The following is a 23,514-nucleotide window of genomic DNA, read 5'->3' on the forward strand; positions in this document are numbered from 1 at the left end:
TAGGGCGTCCAGGCCGCGTACGCGGCGGTATGGCAAGAAGGTCGGCCGCCGCGCGCGCCGGCCGTTCCGGGCGCGCCACCGCCAGGGCGCCCGCGCGCCGCGCTGGGTGCCGTCACGCCTTTATCGTATGATCCGGACCAGGGGTCGGTCGGCGATGCCGCGCCGCGCGACATGCGCGCTGCCGGCCGATGAGGATGAAGCGACAGCGTACGCGCCCGATGGCGGTGTGCGCCGCTCGCGCAGGGATGGATGAGGGAATGGCCGAGTTCTTGAGCGTCGCACTGGGGTTTCCCACGTTGCCGTACAGCATTTTGCTGGGATTCTCGGCGATCTACTGGCTGCTGGCCGCGACCGGCATGGCCGACCACCACCTCGCCGACGGGCATCTGCATGTGGACGGCGCGCACGGCGCCGAGCACGGCCTGCATGGCATTTCCGGCATCTTCGCGCGGCTCGGCCTGGGCGGCGCGCCGCTGATGCTGGTCGTGGCCCTGCTGGCGTTCTGGGCCTGGACCGGCACCTATTTCGCGCATCTGTTCCTGCTGCAGGCGTTGCCGGACGGGGTGCGCTGGGGCCTGGGCAGCGTGGTCGCGCTGTTGGCGCTGGTGCCGGCGGTGCCGCTGACCTCGTGGATGCTGCGGCCGCTGCGCCGGCTGCTGCTGAAGCTGCGTCCGGTCGCGCAGCAGTCGCTGCTCGGCAAGGTCGGGGTGATCGCCTCGCCGCGCGCCGATGCCGGCAGCGGCTACGCCAATGTCGACGACGGCGGCGCCGGACTGGTGCTGCAGGTGCGCGCGCCGGCCGGCAGCCACTACCTGCGCGGCGAGCGTGTCGTGCTGGTCGACTACGTGCATGCGCACAACCATTACCTGGTGGCCCGCGAGCAGGATCAGCCGGGTTCGCCGTTACCCCATAGCCTGATTGCGGGCGATAAGGAGATCCACCGATGAGTTTTGCGACGATGGCGCCGTTTCTGATCGGCGTCGGCATCCTGCTGGTGCTGCTGCTGGGACTGGCCGGCCTGTTCAAGGCGTTCTACCGCAAGGTGGACCAGGGCGTGGCGTTGATCGTCAACGACATGAGTTCGACGCCGAAGGTGCATTTCACCGGCGCGCTGATCGTGCCGGTGCTGTACCGCGCCGAGCTGATGCGGATCAGCCTGATCACCCTGCAGGTCGATCGCCGCGGCAAGGAAGGCCTGATCTGCCGCGACAACATGCGCGCCGACATCGCCGTCGCGTTCTACCTGCGGGTCAACGAGACCCAGGCCGACGTGCTGCGCGTGGCCAAGGCGATCGGCGCCGACCGCGCCTCGGACAAGCATGCGGTCGACGAACTGTTCAACGCCAAGTTCTCCGAGGCGCTGAAGACGGTCGGCAAGAAGTTCCACTTCACCGAACTGTTCGAGAAGCGCCAGGAATTCCGCGACGAGATCATCGCGGTGATCGGCAACGACCTCAACGGCTACGTGCTCGAGGACGTGGCGATCGACTATCTGGAGCAGACCCCGAAGTCGCTGCTGGATCCGCACAACATCCTCGACGCCGAGGGCATCCGCAAGATCACCGAGCTGACCGCCACCCAGAACGTGGTGACCAACGAGCTGGAGCAGAACGAGAAGCTGGCGATCACCAAGAAGAACGTGGAAGCGCGCGAGGCGCTGCTGGCGCTGGAGCGGCAGCAGGCCGAGGCCGAGGCGCGGCAGAAGCGCGAGGTCGACACGATCCGCGCGCGCGAGCAGGCCGAGACGCTGAAGGTGCAGGAAGAACAGCGCCAGCTGTCGGAGAACGCGCGCATCGAGGCGCAGCAGTTGATCGACATCCGCGAGCAGAACCGCCTGCGCGAGGTCGAGGTCGCCGAACAGAACCGCCAGCGCGCGGTCGCCATCGAGGTCGAGCGGGTGGCGCGCGCGCGCCAGCTGGAGCAGGTCACCACCGATCGCGAGGTGCAGCTGCAGGGCGTGGAGCGCGACAAGGTGGTCGAGAACGGCAAGATGGACGTGGCCAACATCACCCGCGAGCGCATCGCCATCGACAAGACCGTGGCCCAGGAAGAGGAGCGGATCAAGGAAGTGCGCGAAGTCGCCGAGGCCGACCGGCACAAGCAGGTGACGATCCTGGAAGCCGAGGCCAAGGCGCAGGAACAGCTGGTGCGCCAGGTCAAGGAAGCGCAGGCGCGCGAGACCGCGGCCAAGCACCGCGCGGTCGAACTCACCACCCTGGCCCAGGCCGAGCACGAGGCCGCAGGCAAGCAGGCCGAAGCCAAGAAGCTGCTCGCCGACGGCACGCGCGCCGAAAAGGCCGCGCCCGGCCTGGCCGACGCGCAGGTCAAGGAAGCCTCGGCGCTGGCGATCGAGAAGGTGGGCATCGCCGAGGCGCGGGTGATCGAGGCCAAGGCCGACGCCAGCCTCAAGCAGGGCAGCAACGATGCGCGCGTGCTGGCCGAGACGCTGCAGGCCAAGGCGCAGGGCGAGGAGCAGATGGGCAAGGCCAAGGCCAGCGCGGCCGAGTCGATCGGCATGGCCGAGGCGGCGGTGGTGGAGAAGCGCCTGTTCGCCGAAGCCGACGGCCTGACCCGCAAGTTCGAGGCGATCGGCGCGCTCAGCGACACCGCGCGCGGCCACGAAGAGTTCCGCATGATGCTCGACAACAGCCTCAAGCAGGCGCTGGCCTCGATCGAAGCCGGCAAGGAAGTGTCCAAGGAAAACGCCGAGGTCATCGCCAGTGCGCTGCGCAATGCCGATATCGACCTGGTCGGCGGCGACGGCGGCATGTTCGAGAACCTGATCAAGGCGGTCTCGCTCGGCAAGTCGATCGAAGGCCTGGCCGACAAGAGCCCGATCGTGCAGGACCTGATGCAGCGCTACCTGGGCGTGGAGCGCCACAAGCCGGTGGCCGCCGATGCGGCCGGCGCGCTGCCCGTCGCGCAGCCGTGATCCTGGAGCTGGGCTGATCCGCGCGCGCGGATCGGCCCGCCGGCGGCCGCGTGCCGCCGGACCCCGTTGAGAAGCCGGCGCGCGGCGACGCGCGCCGGCCGTATGCAAGCCGGCAGGAGCCGTTGACGATGGCAGCAACCCAATCCCCGACCGATCCGCAGCCCGAGGGCGCCAATCCGTCCCAGGTCGACCAGGCCGTCGCCCAGGGCGGCGCCTACGACGTGCTGCGCCGGCGCCTGGTCGAGCAGGGCGCGCGCCTGCACGAAGCGGTCGAGGCGCTCAACGCCCAGCGGCTGCAGGAATTCGGCGACAGCCGGCTCGAGGTGGTCGGGCGCTTCCGCATCCGCACCGAGAACAATTGCGTCGGCCGCGACATCGTGCAGGTCGGCCAGGACATGCTGCTGTTCGGCTACAACGTGTTCCTCGGGCTCAAGAACCAGACCCGCATCGAGGACGTGTTCGGCCTGTACCGGCTGGTCGAGGGCGCCGACGGCTACGACGTCAGCCCGATCGACCTGGCCGGCAGTTTCCTCGGTCAGCCCGGCTTCGTGCACGATTTCGGCGAGCTGTACGCCTACTACAAGCACGCGCGGCTGCTGCAGCTGATCGTCATCGGCGGCAAGCTGCTGGCGTCGTTCCAGATCGGCGAGCGCAGCGCCGACGTGCGCGTGTTCCGTTGGGCGATCGACAGCGCCGGCGAGCTGAGCTACATCGACGCGCGCGGCGAGCGCGACATCGCGCTGCCGCCGCCGTTCGATTTCGAATGGACCCGCGCCACCCGCGAGATGGCGGTGAACGGCCGCCACTCGCACCTGAACATCCTCGACACCCTGTTCGTGGAAACCATCGGTGGAGACCTGACCATCAAGGTCGAGAACAACACCGAGACCGGGCAGGGCATCTACAGCGAACCGGTCGAGGACAAGACCCAGTCGCTGGACGACGCGCAGTTCGATTTCGCGCGGGTCGGCACGCTGGTCCTGCTCAAGGTGCTGCCGTACCGCGAGACGCAATGGCGCGGGCTGATCTACAACACGCTCAGCGGCCGCATCGTGCGCAACGACGCCATCGTGCAGGCCTGCGTGCAGCTGCCCGAGGACCACGGCATCATCTTCCCCGGCGGCTATTACCTGCAGAACGGCGACCACAAGGCGTTCGACGCGGCGATGGACGGCATGCAGTTCAAGCGCGCGATCCGCTCGCCCAACGGCGAGGACGTGCTGTACATCTTCTACGAGCGCGAAGGCGGCAAGTCGGCGCTGTTCGTCTACAACACCATTCGCCGCGCGCTGCAGAACCCGGTGTTCGGCCACGGCTATGCGCTGCTGCAGGACGGGCGCATGGTGCTGTTCCATGCCGAAGGCACCGAGCCGACCCGGATCCATCCGATGCAGGTCTGGCAGACCCCGTTCAGCAGCGACGAATTCGCCGCCAGGCGCGCGCCGGGCAACAGCTTCCTCGGCCGCATCGGCAACGCCGAACTGGTGCGCGGCATCTCCAACCTGTTCGGGCTGGCGCGCGCGATCGAGCACGACGAGGTCTCGGTGCAGCGCTACGAATTGCTGGTCGAGGACGCGCGGCGCCTGTTCGACGCCCACCACTGGCTGGACGACGCGCATTGCGGCGGTCTCGGCGGCGTGCTGCGCGGCATCAGCGCCACCGGCGAAGCGGTGCTGGACGAATACGAGAAGGTGCTGTCGATCCGCCAGCAGTCCGAGCAGGCGATGGCCGACGCCGTCGCCGCGCACAAGGCGCTGCTGGCGCGGTTGCAGCCGGAGAACTGGACCGGCATCCAGGAATTCGTCGAGCCGCTCAATGCCATCGCCGCCCAGCGCGGGCATCTGTTGACGATCCGCGAATACCGTTACATCGATACCGCGGCGATCGATGCGATGGGCGCGGCGCTGCAGCAGGCACACGAGACGGTCGGTGCGGCCACCGGCCGCTTCCTCGGCAGCGAGACCGCGCTGGCGCCATTGAACGCGCGCCTGGCCGAACTGGACGCGGCGGCGCAAGCGGCGGTCACCGCGCGCGCGCTGTCCGAGCAGTTGCAGGCGATGCAGGCGCTGTCGAACGACCTGGATCTGCTCTCCGAGCTGATGGCCGGGCTCAAGGTCGACGACGCCACCGAACGCACCCGCGTGGTCGAAACCTTGTCCGAAGTCTATGCGCGGCTCAACCAGGCGCGCGCGCGCGCCGAGCAGCGGCGCAAGACCCTGGGCTCGGCCGAGACCGTGGCCCAGTTCGCGGCGCAGTTCGCGCTGTTCGGCCAGGCCATCACCAGCGCGCTGTCCTTGTCCACCGATCCCGAGCGCGCCGACGAGCAGCTGTCGCGGCTGCTGCTGCAGCTGGAGGAACTGGAGAGCCAGTTCGGCGAGCACGAGCAGTTCCTCGGCGACATCCTCAGCAAGCGCGAGGAACTGATCGAGGCCTTCGACAGCCACAAGCAGGCCTCGCTCGACGAGCGCCAGCGCAAGGCGCGCTCGCTGCTCGATGCCGCCACGCGCATCCTCGACGGGCTGCCCAGGCGCACCGAACGCTTCGCCACGGCGGACGAACTCAACGCCTTCTTCGCCGGCGATCCGCTGATCCTCAAGCTGCGCGAACTGGCCGAACGCCTGCGCGGCTACCGCGACAGCGTCAAGGCCGACGATGTCGAGGCGCGCCTGAAGGGCGTACGCGACCAGGCGGTACGCGCCTTGCGCGACCGCAGCGAGCTGTTCGAGTCCGGCGGCAACGTGGTCCGGCTCGGCCCGCGGCACCGTTTCAGCGTCAACACCCAGGCGCTGGATCTGACCCTGTTGCCGCGCGAGGACGGACTGGCCCTGCACCTCACCGGCACCGACTATCTGGAGCCGCTGCACGACGCCGCGCTCGACGCGACGCGCGCCTACTGGCAGGTGACGCTGGATTCGGAATCGCCGGACCTGTACCGCGGCGAATACCTGGCCGGCAGCCTGCTGGAATCCGCGCTGGCCGGCCGCGACGGACTCGACCTGCCTGGCCTGCTGCAACAGGCGGCCACGCCCGACGCGCTGGCCCGCAGCGTGCGCGATTTCGCCGCGCCGCGCTATCGCGAAGGCTACGAGCGCGGCATCCACGACCACGACGCCACGCGCATCCTGCAGGCGCTGCTGCCGCTGCACCAGGCGGCCGGCACGCTGGTGCATGCGCCGGCCGCGCGCGCGCTGGCGATGGCGTTCTGGGCCGAGCGCCAGCGCGACGACGCGGTCGCGGCGTGGGTCGCGCGCCAGGCCGGCGCCGATGCGATCTTCCGCCTGTTCGGCGCAGACGAGGGCCGCCAGGCGCTGCAGGCCGAGATGCAGCAGGCGCTGCAGCGGTTCCTCGACGACAGCCTGCTGCCGTTCGACGCCGGCCACGCCGCCGCCGCCGCTGTCTACCTGGCCGCCGAGCTGGCGCTGGGCGAGCCGACCTTCCCGCTCAGCCGCCATGCGCGCGAACTGCTCGACGCCTTGCACGCGCGGCTGGGCGAGGCCGGCCTGCGCGAGGAGTTCGAGCGCTCGCTGGAGCGCGTGCGCGGCCAGCTCGCCGCCGGCTGGGCCCTGGCCAGCCACTGGCTGCAGGGCCTGTGCCAGGATCCGCGCTTCGTCGCCTATTCCGGCTACGTGCCGGAAGCGGTGGCGATCGTACTGCTGGCGTCGCGGCTGCGCAGCCAGCACAGCGAGGTGCTGCTGATGACCACGGTGGAGGGCCTGCTCGGCGAGCATCCGCGCATCGAGGGCGGCCGCCTGATCATCGCCATCGACGATTTCCTGGCGCGCCTGCACCGCCACGAGCAGAGCTTCGTGCCGGGCTTCCGCCACTACCAGGCCTTGCGTCAACAGGTCATCGTGCGCGAACGCGAGCAGCTGCGCCTGTCCGAGTTCAAGGCGCGGCCGCTGTCCTCGTTCGTGCGCAACAAGCTGATCAACGAGGTCTATCTGGGCGTGATCGGCGACAACCTGGCCAAGCAGATGGGCACCGTCGGCGAGAACAAGCGCAGCGACCTGATGGGCCTGTTGCTGATGATCTCGCCGCCGGGCTACGGCAAGACCACGCTGATGGAATACGTGGCCAGCCGCCTCGGCCTGGTCTTCATGAAGATCAACGGTCCGGCGCTGGGGCATGCGGTGCGCTCGCTGGATCCGGCGCAGGCGCCGGACGCCACCGCGCGGCAGGAACTGCTCAAGCTCAACCTGGCGCTGGAGATGGGCAACAACACCATGCTGTATGTCGACGATATCCAGCACACCCATCCGGAATTCCTGCAGAAGTTCATTTCGCTGTGCGACGGCACCCGCCGCATCGAAGGCGTGTGGAAGGGCCGCACCCGCACCTACGACATGCGCGGCAAGAAGTTCTGCGTGGTGATGGCCGGCAATCCGTACACCGAATCCGGCGAGGTGTTCAAGATTCCGGACATGCTGGCCAACCGCGCCGACGTCTACAACCTCGGCGACGTGCTCGGCGGCATGGAGGACGCGTTCGTGCTCAGCTACATCGAAAACAGCCTGACCTCCAATCCGGTGCTGGCGCCGCTGGCCACGCGCGAGCTGGCCGATCTGTACCTGCTGGTCGAGCGCGCCCGCGGCAAGGAAATCTCAACCAATGCCCTGAGCCACGCCTACAGCGGCGCGGAGATCAACGAGATCGTCGCCACCCTGCAGCGCATGTTGCGCGTGCGCGACGTGGTCTACCGGGTCAACCAGCAGTACATCGCCAGCGCCGCGCAGGACGATCGCTACCGCAGCGAGCCGCCGTTCCGGCTGCAGGGCAGCTACCGCAACATGAACAAGCTGGCGGAGAAGATCTCGCCGGTGATGAACGAGGCCGAGCTGCAGCAGCTGATCTCCGACCACTACCTGGGCGAGGCGCAATTGCTGACCAGCGGCGCCGAGGAAAACCTGCTCAAGCTGGCCGAACTGCGCGGCACGATGGGGGCCGAGGAGCTGGCGCGCTGGGAACAGATCAAGCGCGATTTCCTGCGCAACAAGGCGATGGGCGCGGACGAAGCCGATGTCGGCGGGCGCATGGTGGCGCAGCTGGCCGATATCGCCAGTGGCCTGCAGGTGCTGCGCGCCGAACCGGCATCGGCGCAGCAGCGCTGGGAGCAGATGCTGGCGCTGCTGCAGCAGGTGCTGGCCGAGCGCGAGCGTGCGCCGGCGGCACCTGCCGTTTCCGAACCCAGTTCGGCGCCGCCGCCTGTTGCTCCAGCCGCACCGGAACTGCAGCCCTTGCTGGACGCGTTGGCGCGCTCGCACGAAGGCCACGCCCAGGCAGGACAGGCGCTGGCGGGCCTGGCCGAGGCGGTCCGCGCCTATCTGCGCGAGCCGGCGACGCCGGCCGCTGCCGCGCCGCGCGAGCGCCGTCCGCGCACGCTGGCCGAACGCCAACTCGACGAAGCGCTGGCGCGGCATTTCTACGGCGAAGCCGGGGCCGCGCGCGGCGACGATCCGGAGCCCGGCCCGGCGTGAGCGCGGACATCGTCCCGGCGCTGCCGCAGCCGCCTGCCTCGCCGCTGGAGATGGGCGACGCACAGGCTGCGGCAGGCTACGCGGCGCCGTTGCTGGAGGCCGTCGGCCAGGCGCTGGCGCAGCGTGACACGACCCCCGATAGCGGCGCTGCGCTGGTCCGCGAGCTGGAGCACATCCAGCAGGCGCTGCAGGCGCGCGATCCGCACCGCATCCGCCGCGCCAGCGGCGTGCTCGGGCGCCTGCTCGGACGCGACCTGGAAGCGCAGGCCGAGGCCGAGACCCTGAGTTCGCAGATGGGCGTGGTGCTGCTGCGCGCCGACCAGCAGGCGCTCGGACTGCAGCAGCGTCTCGATGACCATGGCGCGATGGCGGCCGCTGCGGATGCCGGCGTCGCCGCGCTCGAACGCTGGATCGCCGCCGCGCCGGTGCCGGCCAGCGGCACGCAGCTGACCGAAGCCTGGAGCCGGCGTCTCGATCACCTGCAGCGCGTCGCCGCCGCCTGGCGGCTGGAGGCCGCGCAGTGGCGCCTGCTGCAACAGCAGGGCAACGAGCTGCTGCAGCGCTATCGGCATATCCGCGAGGTGCTGCTGCCGGCATGGCGCCAGGCCGAGTCGGCGGTGCAGGCGGCGCATGGCGCGGCCCACGCCACCCGCGCCGCGCAGGCGCAGCAGCGCATCCTGGCCGAAGTCCAGGCGATGCGGGCTAGACTGCGCTGAGCCTGCGCCCGAGCCGCCGCGTCCCGCTATCGAAGGAGAGAAGCACGATGACCCAGGAAAATCCGCTGCTGCCGCAGGCTGCGCCGGCCACGCCCGACGCGGCCGAGCTCAAGGCCCTGGGCCTGGTGGCCGACGACCGCGAGCAGATCGTCGCCCTGGCGCAGGGGCTGCGCGACCTGGCCCCGGGCAGCCTGCACCTGTTCGGCAGCGAGGTCGCCGCGCATACCGCCGCGTTTTCCAGCCAGTTGCTGGACCAGGTGCGCAACCGCGATCTCGAAGCCACCGGCGACAAGCTCGGCGAGGTGGTGCGGATCGCCCGCGCGCTGAAGCTGGACCAGCTCGGCGAACGCTCGCGGGTGCCGCTGATCGGCGGCCTGATCGACCGGCTGCGCGCCTCCAAGGGCGAGTTGGTGCAGAAGTTCAGCGACACCAACCGCCAGATCGAGCAGTTGCTGCGCGATGTCGGCGCGCAGCAGGCGAATCTGAGCCAGCGCGTGGGCGAGTTCGACCGCATGCACCAGATGGTGCAGGCCGAACGCCGCGAGCTGGGCCTGCACGTGGCTGCCGGCAAGCTGCGGCTGGCCGAACTGCAGCAGCAGCATCTGGCGCTGGCGGGGCAGGACGATCCGCAGGCGCGCGGCGAGCGCGCCGAGATCGACACCGCCATCCGCCTGCTCGACAAGCGCGTCGGCGACCTGCAGGTGATGCAGCATGCGGCCGACCAGGCGCTGCCGATGATCCGCCTGATCCAGGCCAACGCATTGCAGTTGATCGAGAAGTTCAACACGGTGCGCGACATCACCATCCCGTCGTGGAAGCGCCAGTTCGCGATCCAGCTGTCGCTGAGCGAGCAGCAGAACGCGGCGGCCCTGTCCAACGCCATCGACGACGCCACCAACGACATCATGCGGCGCAACGCCGAGCTGATGCGGCAGACCTCGGTGGACACCGCGCGCGCCAACCAGCGCGCGGTGATCGACATGGACACGCTGCGCCACGTGCACGAGCAACTGATCGCCACGGTGGAAGAGGTGCGCGAGATCCACCGCGACGGCATGCAGCAGCGGCGTGCGGCCGAGGTCGAGCTGGCGCGGTTGCGCGACGAGCTGCAGCAGCGCCTGGCGGCGCCGACCCCGGCCGGCTGAGGCGCTAGCGTCGGCCGCGCACAGCGGCCGATGCCTTTCGCCAGTCGGCAAGCCCCTGTAGGAGCGGCTTCAGCCGCGACAGACATCCGACAACGCGCGGCACGCAAGGGCCGCCTGCTCGACGGCGTTGCCCTAGCGCTGGTTCCCCGCAAACAAGCGAAAGAAGACGCTCAACCGTCGCCCAGCCGCAACTCGCCAGCCAGCCAGCGCGCCAGCGCTTCCACCCGCGGGTCCGGCTGTTCCCGGCGCGTGCACAGCGCCCACTCGCCGCCGGTCTCGGCGAAGCCCCACGGCGCCAGCAGGCGCCCGTTGGCCAGGTCGTCGGCGACCAGCGGCTGCGGCGCGATCGCCACGCCGATGCCGGCCAGCGCCGCTTCGAGCAGGTAGTACAGGTGTTCGAAACCGGTGCCGTAGCGCAGCGCGGCAGGGTCCACGCCATGCGCCTGCGCCCAGGACGGCCACGCCTGCGGGCGCGAGGCGGTGTGCAGCAGCGGTTGCTGCAGCAGCGCCGCGGGCGGGCCGGCCGCCAGCGTCTGCGCCTGCGGCAGCGCCGGGCTGAGCACCGGGCCGATCCGCTCCGGCGCCAGCACGTGCACCTGCCAGCTCTCCGGCCATGGCGCCTGGCCGAGCAGCAGCGCCGCGTCCAGCCCGTCCAGGTCGGCGCCGAACTCGCCTTCGTGTGCGGACAGGTGCAGGGTCAGCGCGGGCAGGTCGCGCTGCAGCGCCTGCAGCCGCGGAATCATCCAGCGCGCCAGGATGCTGCCCGGGCACCCGAGCACCAGGGCGCTGGGCCGTGCCGGCCGGCGCAGTTCCGCCACCGCGTCCTGCAATTGGGCGAAGGCGCCGCCGGCCGCGTCGCGCAGCCGCTCGCCGGCCGCGGTCGGGCGGATGCCGCGGCCCTCGCGCTGCAGCAGCGCCAGCCCCAGTTCCTCCTCCAGCAGCCGGATCTGGCGGCTGACCGCGCCGTGGGTGACGTGCAGTTCGGCCGCCGCGCCGCCGACGCTGCGCAGCCGCGCGGCGGCCTCGAACGCGCGCAGGGCGTTCAGCGAAGGCAGGCGGCGCAGATTGGACATGTGAGATTTCCTGACGGGTATGCTCAGACTTTATCGGTTTTTGCCGGGCGACGCGTGCGCTAAAGTGCAGGCCTGTCCTACTTGCCGTGATTGCCATGTCCTCCGTTCCCATCAGCGACTTCCACGCCTACCCCGACGCCAACGGTCACTTCGGCCGCTACGGCGGCCGCTTCGTCGCCGAGACCCTGATCGGGCCGCTGCAGGAGCTGGCCGCGGCCTACGACCAGGCGCGCCAGGACCCGGCCTTCATCGCCGAGTACGACAAGGACCTGAAGCACTACGTCGGCCGGCCCAGCCCGATCTACCACGCCGAGCGGCTCAGCCGCGAAGTCGGCGGCGCGCAGATCCTGCTCAAGCGCGAGGACCTGAACCACACCGGCGCGCACAAGATCAACAACACCATCGGCCAGGCGCTGCTGGCCAGCCGCATGGGCAAGACCCGCATCATCGCCGAGACCGGCGCCGGCCAGCACGGCGTGGCCAGCGCCACGGTGGCCGCGCGGCTGGGCCTTGAGTGCGTGGTTTACATGGGCGCCACCGACATCGAGCGGCAGAAGATCAACGTCTACCGGATGCAGCTGCTGGGCGCCCGGGTGGTACCGGTGACCTCCGGCTCGGCCACGCTCAAGGACGCGCTGAACGAGGCGATGCGCGACTGGGTGACCAACGTGCAGGACACCTTCTACATCATCGGCACCGTCGCCGGCCCGGATCCGTACCCGCGCATGGTGCGCGACTTCAACGCCATCGTCGGCCGCGAGGCGCGCGCGCAGATGCTCGAGGACTACGGCCGCCTGCCGGACGCGATCAGCGCCTGCGTCGGCGGCGGCAGCAACGCCATCGGCCTGTTCCACGCCTTCCTCAACGACTCGGGGGTGAAGATCTACGGCGCCGAAGCCGCCGGCGACGGCATCGCCACCGGCCGCCACGCCGCCTCGATCGCCGCCGGCCGCCCCGGCGTGCTGCACGGCAACCGCACCTACGTGATCTGCGACGACGACGGCCAGATCATCGAGACCCATTCGGTCTCCGCCGGCCTGGACTACCCGGGCGTCGGCCCCGAGCACGCGTTCCTGTCCGACAGCGGCCGCGCGGTCTACCAGGGCATCACCGACGACGAGGCACTGGCCGCGTTCCACCTGCTGGCGCATACCGAGGGCATCCTGGCCGCGCTGGAATCCAGCCATGCGGTGGCGCAGTCGATCAAGCTGGCGCGCGAGCTGCCCAAGGACGCACTGGTGCTGTGCAACCTGTCCGGCCGCGGCGACAAGGACGTGCATACCATCGCCGCGCGCGAAGGCATGGTGCTGTGAACGAACCTGGCGACGACCGCAAGGATCGTTATCTGACTTGGCGCGACCCGCAACACGGGCTCGCGGTCCGCTACGACACCGGAGAAGGCAACGTGACATCGATGTACTGGGGAAGCTGGGACGCCGTGCAACTGGTCGAGGGCTGCGCATGAGCCGCGCCGCGAACCGCATCGCCACGCGCTTCGATGCGCTGCGCCAGGCCGGGCGCAAGGCACTGATCCCGTTCGTCACCGCCGGCGATCCGTCGCTGGAGGCGACGCTGCCGGCGATGCACGCGCTGGTCGAGGCCGGCGCCGACGTGATCGAACTGGGCGTGCCGTTTTCCGATCCGATGGCCGACGGCCCCACCATCCAGCGCAGTTCCGAACGCGCCTTGGCGCGCGGCGCCGGCCTGGCCTATGTGCTGGAAACGGTCAGCGCGTTCCGCCGCGACGACGCGGCCACGCCGGTGGTGCTGATGGGCTACCTCAACCCGGTCGAGATCCACGGCACCGCGCGTTTCGCCGAGGAGGCGGTGGCGGCCGGCGTGGACGGCGTGCTGCTGGTCGACCTGCCGCCGGAAGAGTCGGCCGAGACCCTGGCGATCTTCGCCGCCGCCGGCCTGGACCTGATCGTGCTTGCCTCGCCGACCACCAGCGCCGCGCGTATCGGCCTGTTGTGCGATGCGGCGCGCGGCTACCTGTACTACGTCAGCTTCGCCGGCGTGACCGGTGCCGATCATCTCGATACCCGCGCCGCCGGCGATCGCCTGCGCCAGCTGCGCGCGCGTTCGCCGGTGCCGGTGGTGGCCGGGTTCGGGATCAAGGATGCGGCCAGCGCCAGGGCCATGGCGGTGGACGCCGACGGCGTGGTGGTCGGCAGCGCGCTGGTCGCGGCGCTGGCCGAGGCGACGACCCAGGAGGCGGTGCGCGAATGCGCGCTGGCGTTCCTGGCGCCGCTGCGGCAGGCGCTGGACGAGGAGTGAGGGCTCGTATCCGTCGGCGGTCGGTGACGTCCGGCGGCAAGGTCGGCAGGCATCTGCGGTAGCGGCTCGGCTGCGGATTTTCTGGAGGCGAGGGGCAGGCTGCGCGGCTTCGCCCGTATCTTCGGCGTTGCGCCCGGCCCGCGCCAACAGCGCGGGCGCTTCACGGCACGCGCGCCATTGGCGCGCAGGCCGTGCCCGCCCGCCCCGCCGGGAGCGGGGAGGCAAGCCCCCCGCTTGCCATGCGACCCGATTGCGCGCCGGCAACGGGGCAGGGATGTTGCGGCGCATCAACCGGCGCGGCGGCCCGCATGACCTCGTTGCGGCGCGATATCTGGCGGCGCGCTAGACTGTCGCCCCTTGGCGGCCTGGTGGGCCGCGCGACTGGATCGTCATTCCGCATGAGTTGGCTCAGCAAATTGATGCCCTCCGGCATCCGCACCGATAGCACGCCCAGCAAGAAGCGCAGCGTTCCCGAAGGCCTGTGGGAGAAGTGCCCCAACTGCAGCGCCGTGCTGTACCGGCCGGAGCTGGAGGAGAACCTGGAGGTGTGCCCGAAATGCGGCCACCACATGGCGATCCGCGCGCGCGCGCGCCTGGCCTCGCTGTTCGATCCGGACACCACGCCGACCGAGATCGGCGCGCGCCTTGGGCCGACCGACGCGCTGAAGTTCAAGGACCAGAAGAAGTACAGCGAACGCATCAAGATCTCGCAGAAGAGCACCGGCGAGTACGACGCGCTGATCGCGATGCAGGGCCTGCTCAAGGCGCAGCCGCTGGTCGCCGCCTCGTTCGATTTCGCCTTCATGGGCGGCTCGATGGGCTCGGTGGTCGGCGAGCGTTTCGCGCTGGCCGCGGAGACCGCGCTGCAGATCGGCGCGCCGTTCGTGTGCTTCTCCGCCAGCGGCGGCGCGCGCATGCAGGAAGGCCTGTTGTCGCTGATGCAGATGGCCAAGACCTCGGCCGCGCTCGGCCGCCTGCGCGAAGCCGGCCTGCCGTACGTGTCGGTGCTGACCCATCCGACCACCGGCGGCGTCTCGGCCAGCTTCGCCATGCTCGGCGACATCAACATCGCCGAGCCGCACGCGCTGATCGGCTTCGCCGGCCCGCGGGTGATCGAGCAGACCGTGCGCGAGACCCTGCCGGAAGGCTTCCAGCGCTCGGAGTTCCTGCTCGAGCACGGCGCCATCGACCAGATCTGCGACCGCCGCGAACTGCGCGACCGCCTGTCCGAACTGCTGGCGATGATGATGCGCCAGCCGGCCCCGGCCAAGACCGAGGTGGTGGCGTAATGGGTGCCGGGAATCGGGAAATGGGAGTAGGGAATCGCGGTCCCGCGCGCGTGATGCATTGCGCGGCAAGCGCGCATCGCTCGCGATCCCTGGACGTCTCCGGCTTTTCCCCATTCCCCATTCCCGATTCCCGATTCCCCGCCGCATGAGCACACGCAAATACTTCGGCACCGACGGCATCCGCGGCCGGGTCGGACAGGGCGCCATTTCCGCCGATTTCGTGATGCGCCTGGGCAATGCGCTGGGCCGCGTGCTCGGCGCCGGCAGCGCCGGCACTGCGCGGCCGACGGTGGTGATCGGCAAGGACACGCGCATTTCCGGCTACATGTTCGAATCGGCGCTGGAGGCCGGGCTGGTCGCCGCCGGGGCCGACGTGCAGTTGCTCGGGCCGATGCCCACGCCGGCGGTGGCGTTCCTGACCCGCACGCTCGGCGCCGATGCCGGCATCGTGATCAGTGCCTCGCACAATCCGCACTACGACAACGGCATCAAGTTCTTTTCCGCCGAGGGCGAGAAGCTCGACGACGCCACCGAGAGCGCGATCGAAGCGGCGCTCGACGCGCCGTTCGCCACGGTGGAGTCCGAGCGCCTGGGCAAGGCGATGCGCGCGCGCGACGCGATCGGCCGCTATATCGAGTTCTGCAAGGCCAGCGTGCCGCGCGGTTTCGACCTGCGCGGGCTGAAGGTGGTGCTGGACTGCGCGCACGGCGCGACCTACCACATCGCGCCGCTGCTGTTCCGCGAGCTGGGCGCCGAGGTGATCGCGATCGGCGCCGCGCCGGACGGGCTCAACATCAACGCCGGGGTCGGCTCGATGCACATCGACAACCTCGCCAGCAACGTGCGCCAGCATGGCGCGCAGCTGGGCATCGCCTTCGACGGCGACGGCGACCGGGTGCTGATGGCCGACGACCAGGGCAACCGGGTCGACGGCGACGACCTGCTGTACGTGCTGGCCTGCGGCTGGCAGGCCAGCGGCCGCCTGCGCGGGCCGGTGGTCGGCACGCTGATGACCAATTACGGGCTGGAACAGGCCCTGGCCGCGCTGCAGTTGCCGTTCCTGCGGGTCAAGGTCGGCGACCGCTACGTGCACCAGGCGCTGGTCGAGCACGGCGGCGTGCTCGGCGGCGAGACCTCCGGGCACATGCTGTGCCTGGACCGCGCCACCACCGGCGACGCCATCGTCAGCGCGCTGCAGGTGCTGGAGGTGCTCAAGCGCTCGCGGCAGAGCCTGCGCCAGGCGCTGCAGGGCCTGCGCAAGGTGCCGCAGCAGACCGTCAACGTGCGCCTGCAGCAAGGCGCGCGCCCGGCCGAGGCGGCCAGCGTGCAGGCCGCGCTGGCCGCGGCGCAGGCGGCGGTGCAGGGGCGCGGGCGCGCCTTCCTGCGTCCGTCCGGCACCGAGCCGGTGGTGCGGGTCACGGTCGAGGCCGACGATGCCGCGTTGATGCGCGACACCCTGGAAAAACTCGCCGAGGCGGTCCGTGACGCGGCGTGAGTCGATCGCCATCGGCGTCGCGGTGGTCGTTGCCAAGGCGGCCACCTTCTACCTGCTGTACCGCCTGCTGATCTGATCGCGGCGTCTTTCCCTTTCACGACTACGGTTCCCGCCATGACTGCGCGCATCCCGACCCTGGACATCACCCGCTTCGACACGGACCGCGACGCCTTCGTCGCCGAGCTGGGCGCGGCCTACCGCGAGTGGGGCTTCGCCGGCATCCGCAACCACGGCATCGCGCAGGCGCAGATCGATGCGGCCTATGGCGTGTTCAAGGCATTCTTCGCCTTGCCGGAGGAGGTCAAGCGCAAGTACCACGTGCCCGGCAGCGGCGGCGCGCGCGGCTATACCGCGTTCGGCGTGGAGACCGCAAAGGACTCCAAGCACTTCGACCTGAAGGAGTTCTGGCACATCGGCCGCGAGATCGGCGAGGATTCCAAGTATCGCGACGTCATGCTGCCGAACCTGTGGCCGAGCGAAGTGCCGGGCTTCCGCGAGCACGGCTACGGCCTGTACCAGGCGTTGGACCAGCTCGGCGCGCGCGTGCTGGCGGCGCTGGCGCTGCATATCGGCCTGCCCGAGCACTACTTCGCCGACAAGACCGATTCGGGCAACGCGATCCTGCGCCCGATCCACTACCCACCGATCACCGCCGACGACATCCCCAACGTGCGCGCCGGCGCGCACGAGGACATCAACCTGATCACCCTGCTGGTCGGCGCCAGCGCCGCCGGCCTGGAAGTGAAGTCCAAGCAGGGCGAGTGGGTGCCGTTCACCTCCGACGCCGACACCATCGTGGTCAACATCGGCGACATGCTGCAGCGCCTGACCAACCACGTGTATCCCTCGACCACCCACCGGGTGGTCAACCCGCCGGGCGAACAGGCGCGGCAGCCGCGCTACTCGGTGCCGTTCTTCCTGCACCCGAACCCGGATTTCGTCATCGACGTGCTGCCCTCGTGCATCAGCGCCGACAACCCCAGTCGCTATCCAGAGCCGATCACGGCGCAGGGGTATCTGGAGGAGCGGTTGCGCGAGATCAAGCTGATTTGAAGCCGGGATTGGGGATTGGGGATTGGGGATTCGCAAGAGCGGATTCCCGCGCTGGCGTTTGCGTCCGCGGTGCACGCCCCGGCTTTGCGAATCCCCAATCCCGAATCCCCAATCCCGGCCTCACAACGGCCTGATCCGCTGCGAGCCGCGCCGCATCGCTTTCAGCAGCAGCGCGTTCGGCAGCAATGCGACCAGGCCCAGCAGCGCGCGGTAGAACGCGCCCGGCACCACCCGCACGTGGCCGCGCTCGGCGCCGTCGATGCCGGCGCGCGCGACCGCGGCGGTCTGCAGCCAGGCCCAGCGCGGCAGCTTGTCCATCTGTTCGCGGGTGCCGGTCACATCGTGGAATTCGGACCAGGTGAAACCCGGGCACAGCGCGCAGACGTTGACGCCGCGATCGGCATTTTCCAGCGCCAGCGATTCGCTGAAGCGCAGCATGAAGCTCTTCGCCGCCGCATACAGGGTCTGCCCGTCGGCGCCGGGCACCAGCGCGGCGAACGAGGCGACGTTGAGGATGCGGCCGTGGCCGCTGGCGCGCAGCGCCGGCAGCAGGCGCCAGGTCAGCTCGCAGACCGCGCCGACCATCACCTGCAGGAACGCGGCGTGGGTGGCCCAGTCGCTGTCGGGGAAGCGTCCCGGCACGCCGTAGCCGGCGTTGTTGACCAGGATCCGCACCGCCAGGCCGCGCCGTTCCAGTTCGGCTACCAGCGCGGCCGGTGCCGCCGGGTCGGCCAGGTCGGCGACCACGATCTGCACCGGCACCTGCGCGCGCAATTCCTCGGCCAGCGCCTGCAGCAGCGCCTCGCGCCGCGCGCTGAGGATCAACGGCACGCCGCGACGCGCGTATTCGCGGGCGATCTCGCGGCCGATGCCGCTGGAGGCGCCGGTGATCAGGGCATGGCCGGAAGGCTGGGGCATGGCGGTCTCGCAAAGGCGGTAGAGGATGGGGCAGGGCGGCAGCGGACGCGGCGAAGCGCGGCGGCGGCGCCGGGCCTCACCGCGCATCGGCTATCCTTTCGGCACTTTTTCGCGGGAGAACGCGCCGATGCGACGCAAGATCGTAGCCGGAAACTGGAAGCTGCACGGCAACCGCCATTTCGCCACCGCGCTGGTGCATGAGGTGGCCGCAGGCCTGCCTGCAGACGGCGTGGAGGTGGTGATCCTGCCGCCGCTGCCTTACCTGGGCGACCTGATCGAGGATTTCGAGGACCATGCGTTGCGCTTCGGCGCGCAGGACGTGAGCAGCAACGAGAAGGGCGCCTACACCGGCGAGGTGTCGGCGGCGATGCTGGTCGATGTCGGGGCCGAGTACGGCCTGGTCGGACATTCGGAGCGGCGCCAGTACCATCACGAGAACAGCGAGCTGGTCGCGCGCAAGTTCGCCGCGGCGCTGCATGCCGGGCTGATCCCGATCCTGTGCGTGGGCGAGACCCTGGAGCAGCGCGAGGCCGGCCAGACTGAATCGGTCATCGCCGCGCAGTTGGCGCCGGTGCTGGCGCTGGTCGGCGCGCAGGGCTTCGCCCAGGCCGTGGTCGCCTACGAGCCGGTGTGGGCGATCGGCACCGGGCGCACCGCCAGCCCGGCCCAGGCGCAGGCGGTACACGCCTTCATCCGTGGCGAAGTCGCCGCCCACGATGCTAGAATCGCTGATTCGCTGCCGCTCCTGTATGGGGGCAGCGTCAAGCCCGACAACGCCGCCGAGCTGTTCGCGCAGCCGGACGTCGATGGCGGGCTGGTCGGCGGCGCTTCGCTGGTCGCCCAGGATTTCCTGGCCATCGCGCGAGCGGCGGCCGCCCGTTAACCGAACGGTCGCCGTGCTGGCGGCCGCTCGCTACTCAAGTCGCAACTGTCCGGACGGATTTCGAAATGCTGATGGTCATCCTCAATGTGGTCTACGTGCTGGTGGCGATCGCGATGATCGCGCTGATCCTGATGCAGCGCGGTTCCGGCGCGGCGGCGGGGTCGGGCTTCGGCGCGGGTGCGTCCGGCACCGTGTTCGGATCGCGCGGCGCGTCCAACTTCCTGTCCAAGTCGACCAAGTGGCTGGCGGTGGTGTTCTTCGGCATCAGCCTGTTCATGGCCTGGTATGCCGGCCACAGCGCGCGCCCGGCTGCGGAGGCCAACCTCGGCGTGATGTCGCAGGCCGCGACCCCGTCGCCGGCGGCGCCGGCCGGCGAGCTGCAGATCCCGCAGGCCCCGGCCTCGACCGCGCCGGCCGCCGCCGCACCTGCCGCTGCGGTGCCCGCGCAGCAGGCGCCGGAAAATGCACAACAAAAGTCGCCTGCCCCATCGCAGAAAGACTGAAGACGGTTACAATATGTTGCGCGGCGGGATGCTGCGCGCGATACGCAAGCCCAGGTGGCGGAATTGGTAGACGCACTACCTTGAGGTGGTAGCGACTTAGGTCGTAGGGGTTCGAGTCCCCTCTTGGGCACCATTGTTTGGCTACGGTTTCTGGGCAGGAACGTCATGTTCTTGCCGGAAGATCGTCTATCCCATGCCTGCGCGGCACGCGCGCGGGCACAGGCAAGAGAGAATTGCGAGTGCTGGCCGAATATTTGCCCACCCTACTGTTTCTGATCGTGGCCACCGGAATCGGCGTCGCGCTGATGCTGGTGGGGCGGTTCCTCGGTCCCCGGCGTCCCGACGCGAAGAAGCTCTCGCCCTACGAGTGCGGCTTCGAGGCCTTCGAGGACGCGCGCATGAAGTTCGACGTGCGCTACTACCTGATCGCGATCCAGTTCATCGTCTTCGATCTGGAAATCATCTTCATCGTGCCGTGGACGCAGGTGTTCATGGACCTGGGCGCTCGCTCCCTGGTCACCATGGGCCTGTTCGTCGGCATGCTGTTCCTCGGTTTTATCTACGTGTGGAAGAAGGGAGCGCTGGAATGGGAGTGATTCAGACCCTGGATCGCCTGATGACCAACCCGATCCCGGAAGGGCGGGTGGACGACATCCTGCGTCCCGAAGGCGAGAACCCGTTGCTCGAGAAGGGCTACGTGACCACCAGCGTCGATGCGCTGCTGAACTGGGCGCGCACCGGCTCGATGTGGCCGATGACCTTCGGTCTGGCCTGCTGCGCGGTGGAGATGATGCACGCCGGCGCCGCGCGCCTGGACCTGGACCGCTACGGCGTGGTGTTCCGCCCGTCGCCGCGCCAGTCCGACGTGATGATCGTCGCCGGCACCCTGGTCAACAAGATGGCCCCGGCGCTGCGCAAGGTCTACGACCAGATGCCGGACCCGAAGTGGGTGATCTCGATGGGCAGCTGCGCCAACGGCGGCGGCTACTACCACTATTCGTATTCGGTGGTGCGCGGTTGCGACCGCATCGTGCCGGTGGACATCTACGTCCCGGGCTGCCCGCCGACCGCCGAAGCGCTGGTCTACGGCATCTTGCAGCTGCAGAAGAAGATCTGGCGAACCCAGACCATCGCGCGCTGATTCCTCTTACTTCTTAAGAGCACGCCAAGCCCCCATGGCAGAGCAAGCATCTTCCTTTAGCGACCGACTCGGCGCCCGTTTCCCCGGCAGCCAGGTGTTCGTGGTCCTCCCGCGTGGCGAAGTCACCCTGGAAGTGCCGGCCGACGCCTGGCACGCCACCTGCCTGGCGCTGCGCGACGAGTTCGGTTTCGAACAGTTGTCCGACCTGTGCGGCGTGGACTACCTGGGCTACGGCAGCGACGAGTGGGATACCGCCGACGTGTCGTCGCAGGGCTTCAGCCGCGGCGTCGAAGGCAAGGGCATGGGCCGTTTCGCCTGGGGCGAGTTCCCCAGCGGCGAGACCGCCGGCGACATCCAGCCGCTGCCGGTGCCGCAGCAGCGTTATGCGGTGCTCGCGCAACTGATCTCCTATCGCCACAACCAGCGCCTGCGCGTGCGCTGCTATGCGCCGAACGAGGACCTGCCGGTGGTGGCCTCGGTCACCGACATCTGGCCCGGCGCGAACTGGTTCGAGCGCGAGGCGTTCGACCTGTTCGGCGTGGTCTTCGCCGGCCATCCGGACCTGCGCCGCATCCTCACCGACTACGGTTTCGTCGGTCATCCGTTCCGCAAGGATTTCCCGCTGATCGGCAACGTCGAAGTGCGCTACGACGAAGAGAAGCAGCGCGTGGTCTACGAGCCGGTGACCTCGGTCGAGCCGCGCGTCGGCGTGCCGCGCGTGATTCGCGACGATGCGCGCTACCAGACCGCCGCGGGCGAAGCATTCAAGGAGCCCGCCAAGTGAGCGAGTACCACCAGGCGCACGACGCCTTCGCCAGCAATCCCGCCGAAGCCAGGCAGGAGATCCGCAACTACACCATGAACTTCGGCCCGCAGCATCCGGCCGCGCATGGCGTGCTGCGCCTGATCCTGGAAATGGACGGCGAGACCGTGGTCCGCGCCGATCCGCATATCGGCCTGCTGCACCGTGGCACCGAGAAGCTGGCCGAATCCAAGCCGTTCAACCAGTCGATCGGCTACATGGACCGCCTCGACTACGTGTCGATGATGTGCAACGAACACGCCTATGTGCGCGCGATCGAGACCCTGATGGGGATCGAGGCGCCGGAGCGCGCGCAGTACATCCGCACCATGTTCGACGAGATCACCCGCATCCTGAACCACCTGATGTGGGTCGGCTCCAACGGCCTGGATCTGGGCGCGATGGCGGTGATGCTGTACGCGTTCCGCGAGCGCGAAGAGCTGATGGACTGCTACGAGGCGGTGTCCGGCGCGCGCATGCACGCGACCTACTACCGGCCCGGCGGCGTCTATCGCGACCTGCCTGACCGCATGCCCAAGTACAAGGAATCGCGCTGGCACAAGGGCAACGCGCTGAAGCGGCTCAACGCCGCGCGCGAAGGCTCGCTGCTCGACTTCCTGGAAGACTTCACCAACACCTTCCCGGGCCGGGTCGACGAATACGAGACCCTGCTCACCGACAACCGCATCTGGAAGCAGCGCACCGTCGGCATCGGCGTGGTCACGCCGGAACAGGCCTATGGCTGGAGCATGACCGGGGTGATGCTGCGCGGCTCGGGCATCGAGTGGGACCTGCGCAAGAAGCAGCCCTACGCCAAGTACGACGCGGTGGATTTCGACATCCCGGTCGGCACCAACGGCGACTGCTACGACCGCTACCTGGTGCGCGTGGCCGAGATGCGCGAATCCAACCGCATCATCCAGCAGTGCGTGAAGTGGCTGAAGGCCAATCCGGGCCCGGTGATGGTCGAGAACTTCAAGGTCGCCCCGCCCAAGCGGGCGGAAATGAAGGACGACATGGAAGCCTTGATCCATCACTTCAAGCTGTTCAGCGAAGGCTATTGCGTGCCGGCCGGCGAGACCTATTGCGCGGTCGAGGCGCCGAAGGGCGAGTTCGGCTGCTACCTGGCGTCCGACGGCGCCAACAAGCCGTTCCGCGTGCACCTGCGCGCGCCGGGCTTCGCCCATCTGTCCTCGATGGACGCGATCGTGCGCGGGCACATGCTGGCCGACGTGGTGGCGATGATTGGTACCTATGATCTGGTGTTTGGTGAGGTCGACCGATGAAGGCGACAGGTAATTTCGAAGCGGCGCGCGACGTCGATCCGATGCTGGTGCTGAGCGACAAGACGCGCGCGCACATCGATCACTGGCTGGCCAAGTTCCCGCCGGACCGCAAGCGTTCGGCGGTGCTGCAGGGCCTGCACGCCGCGCAGGAGCAGAACCAGGGCTGGCTGACCGACGAACTGATCGTCGGCGTGGCCAAGTACCTGGAGCTGCCGCCGGTGTGGGCCTACGAGGTCGCCAGCTTCTACTCGATGTTCGAGACCGAGAAGGTCGGCCGCAACAACGTCGCCTTCTGCACCAACATCAGCTGCTGGCTCAACGGCGCCGAGGACCTGGTCGCGCATGCGGAGAAGAAGCTCGGCTGCAAGCTGGGCCAGTCCACCGCCGATGGCCGCGTCTACCTCAAGCGCGAAGAAGAATGCCTTGCCGGCTGCGCCGGCGCGCCGATGATGGTGATCAACGGCCACTATCACGAGCACTTGACCAAGGACAAGGTCGACGCGCTGCTGGACGGGTTGGAGTAACGG

20 protein-coding genes and 1 tRNA gene are annotated in these 23,514 nt (G+C 69.3%); 19 read left to right on the forward strand and 2 right to left on the reverse strand.

What is annotated here, in order from left to right; genetic code table 11:
• Nucleotides 1-257: 257 nt before the first annotated feature.
• The 5 genes from HDC36_RS01090 to HDC36_RS01110 all read left to right on the forward strand — a co-directional run bounded on the left by HDC36_RS01090 (nucleotide 258) and on the right by HDC36_RS01110 (nucleotide 10,267).
• Complete coding sequence (locus HDC36_RS01090) at nucleotides 258-947, forward strand: OB-fold-containig protein (protein WP_179563834.1); 690 nt, start codon at nucleotides 258-260, stop codon at nucleotides 945-947.
• Nucleotides 944-2,932: a hypothetical protein gene (locus HDC36_RS01095; protein ID WP_179563835.1), complete on the forward strand. Its 1,989-nt coding sequence runs from the start codon at nucleotides 944-946 to the stop codon at nucleotides 2,930-2,932. Before HDC36_RS01090 ends, HDC36_RS01095 begins: the two co-directional genes overlap by 4 nt.
• Before the next feature lie 128 nt (nucleotides 2,933-3,060).
• Nucleotides 3,061-8,406, forward strand: a complete 5,346-nt coding sequence (locus HDC36_RS01100) for a DNA repair ATPase (protein WP_179563836.1) — start codon at nucleotides 3,061-3,063, stop codon at nucleotides 8,404-8,406.
• Nucleotides 8,403-9,122 carry a hypothetical protein gene (locus HDC36_RS01105; protein WP_343204308.1) on the forward strand — a complete coding sequence of 240 codons (720 nt, stop codon included), beginning with the start codon at nucleotides 8,403-8,405 and terminating at the stop codon, nucleotides 9,120-9,122. Before HDC36_RS01100 ends, HDC36_RS01105 begins: the two co-directional genes overlap by 4 nt.
• 47 nt (nucleotides 9,123-9,169) lie before the next feature.
• The gene (locus HDC36_RS01110; protein WP_179563837.1) at nucleotides 9,170-10,267 is read left to right on the forward strand and encodes a toxic anion resistance protein; all 1,098 of its coding nucleotides are present in this window, start codon (nucleotides 9,170-9,172) and stop codon (nucleotides 10,265-10,267) included.
• Between the two features lie 170 nt (nucleotides 10,268-10,437).
• Here the strand turns inward: HDC36_RS01110 and HDC36_RS01115 are convergent, their stop codons facing one another.
• Nucleotides 10,438-11,340, reverse strand: a complete 903-nt coding sequence (locus HDC36_RS01115; protein ID WP_179563838.1) for a LysR family transcriptional regulator — start codon at nucleotides 11,338-11,340, stop codon at nucleotides 10,438-10,440.
• A gap of 95 nt (nucleotides 11,341-11,435) precedes the next feature.
• Here HDC36_RS01115 and trpB point away from each other — a divergent pair, with 95 nt between their 5' ends.
• The 6 genes from trpB to HDC36_RS01145 all read left to right on the forward strand — a co-directional run bounded on the left by trpB (nucleotide 11,436) and on the right by HDC36_RS01145 (nucleotide 17,454).
• Nucleotides 11,436-12,653 (forward strand): tryptophan synthase subunit beta, encoded by a 1,218-nt coding sequence (gene trpB / locus HDC36_RS01120; RefSeq protein ID WP_179563839.1) that lies wholly within the window; start codon nucleotides 11,436-11,438, stop codon nucleotides 12,651-12,653.
• Entirely contained in the window at nucleotides 12,650-12,805 is a 156-nt protein-coding gene (locus HDC36_RS01125) for a hypothetical protein (RefSeq protein WP_179563647.1), read from the forward strand. Before trpB ends, HDC36_RS01125 begins: the two co-directional genes overlap by 4 nt.
• Entirely contained in the window at nucleotides 12,802-13,617 is an 816-nt protein-coding gene (gene trpA / locus HDC36_RS01130; RefSeq protein ID WP_179563840.1) for a tryptophan synthase subunit alpha, read from the forward strand. Before HDC36_RS01125 ends, trpA begins: the two co-directional genes overlap by 4 nt.
• A gap of 398 nt (nucleotides 13,618-14,015) precedes the next feature.
• Nucleotides 14,016-14,906 (forward strand): acetyl-CoA carboxylase, carboxyltransferase subunit beta, encoded by an 891-nt coding sequence (gene accD / locus HDC36_RS01135; protein WP_003467454.1) that lies wholly within the window; start codon nucleotides 14,016-14,018, stop codon nucleotides 14,904-14,906.
• Nucleotides 14,907-15,051: 145 nt separating this feature from the next.
• Nucleotides 15,052-16,401: a phosphoglucosamine mutase gene (glmM, locus tag HDC36_RS01140; protein ID WP_179563841.1), complete on the forward strand. Its 1,350-nt coding sequence runs from the start codon at nucleotides 15,052-15,054 to the stop codon at nucleotides 16,399-16,401.
• Nucleotides 16,402-16,515: 114 nt separating this feature from the next.
• Nucleotides 16,516-17,454, forward strand: a complete 939-nt coding sequence (locus tag HDC36_RS01145) for an isopenicillin N synthase family oxygenase (protein WP_179563842.1) — start codon at nucleotides 16,516-16,518, stop codon at nucleotides 17,452-17,454.
• A 120-nt stretch (nucleotides 17,455-17,574) separates the two neighbouring features.
• Here the strand turns inward: HDC36_RS01145 and HDC36_RS01150 are convergent, their stop codons facing one another.
• The gene (locus HDC36_RS01150) at nucleotides 17,575-18,372 is read right to left on the reverse strand and encodes an SDR family NAD(P)-dependent oxidoreductase (protein WP_179563843.1); all 798 of its coding nucleotides are present in this window, start codon (nucleotides 18,370-18,372) and stop codon (nucleotides 17,575-17,577) included.
• A gap of 127 nt (nucleotides 18,373-18,499) precedes the next feature.
• Between HDC36_RS01150 and tpiA the strand changes: the two genes are divergently transcribed.
• From tpiA to nuoE, 8 genes are all read left to right on the forward strand, one after another.
• A complete protein-coding gene (gene tpiA, locus HDC36_RS01155; RefSeq protein WP_179563844.1) occupies nucleotides 18,500-19,255 on the forward strand; it encodes a triose-phosphate isomerase in 756 nt (251 codons plus the stop codon).
• Between the two features lie 65 nt (nucleotides 19,256-19,320).
• A complete protein-coding gene (gene secG / locus HDC36_RS01160) occupies nucleotides 19,321-19,758 on the forward strand; it encodes a preprotein translocase subunit SecG (RefSeq protein WP_179563845.1) in 438 nt (145 codons plus the stop codon).
• A gap of 48 nt (nucleotides 19,759-19,806) precedes the next feature.
• Nucleotides 19,807-19,891 (forward strand) — tRNA-Leu (locus HDC36_RS01165).
• A gap of 106 nt (nucleotides 19,892-19,997) precedes the next feature.
• Nucleotides 19,998-20,354, forward strand: coding sequence for an NADH-quinone oxidoreductase subunit A (locus tag HDC36_RS01170; RefSeq protein WP_179563846.1), 357 nt, complete (start codon nucleotides 19,998-20,000; stop codon nucleotides 20,352-20,354).
• Nucleotides 20,345-20,899: an NADH-quinone oxidoreductase subunit B gene (locus HDC36_RS01175; protein WP_003467428.1), complete on the forward strand. Its 555-nt coding sequence runs from the start codon at nucleotides 20,345-20,347 to the stop codon at nucleotides 20,897-20,899. Before HDC36_RS01170 ends, HDC36_RS01175 begins: the two co-directional genes overlap by 10 nt.
• Nucleotides 20,900-20,933: 34 nt before the next feature.
• Complete coding sequence (locus HDC36_RS01180) at nucleotides 20,934-21,683, forward strand: NADH-quinone oxidoreductase subunit C (RefSeq protein WP_179563847.1); 750 nt, start codon at nucleotides 20,934-20,936, stop codon at nucleotides 21,681-21,683.
• Entirely contained in the window at nucleotides 21,680-22,987 is a 1,308-nt protein-coding gene (locus HDC36_RS01185) for an NADH-quinone oxidoreductase subunit D (protein ID WP_145700762.1), read from the forward strand. The genes HDC36_RS01180 and HDC36_RS01185 overlap by 4 nt, the downstream gene beginning before the upstream one ends.
• Nucleotides 22,984-23,511 (forward strand): NADH-quinone oxidoreductase subunit NuoE, encoded by a 528-nt coding sequence (gene nuoE, locus HDC36_RS01190; protein ID WP_179563848.1) that lies wholly within the window; start codon nucleotides 22,984-22,986, stop codon nucleotides 23,509-23,511. The genes HDC36_RS01185 and nuoE overlap by 4 nt, the downstream gene beginning before the upstream one ends.
• The last annotated feature ends 3 nt before the right edge of the window (nucleotides 23,512-23,514 follow it).

This window comes from Xanthomonas sp. JAI131, assembly GCF_013410075.1.
Taxonomy (GTDB): Bacteria; Pseudomonadota; Gammaproteobacteria; order Xanthomonadales; family Xanthomonadaceae; genus Xanthomonas_A; species Xanthomonas_A bonasiae.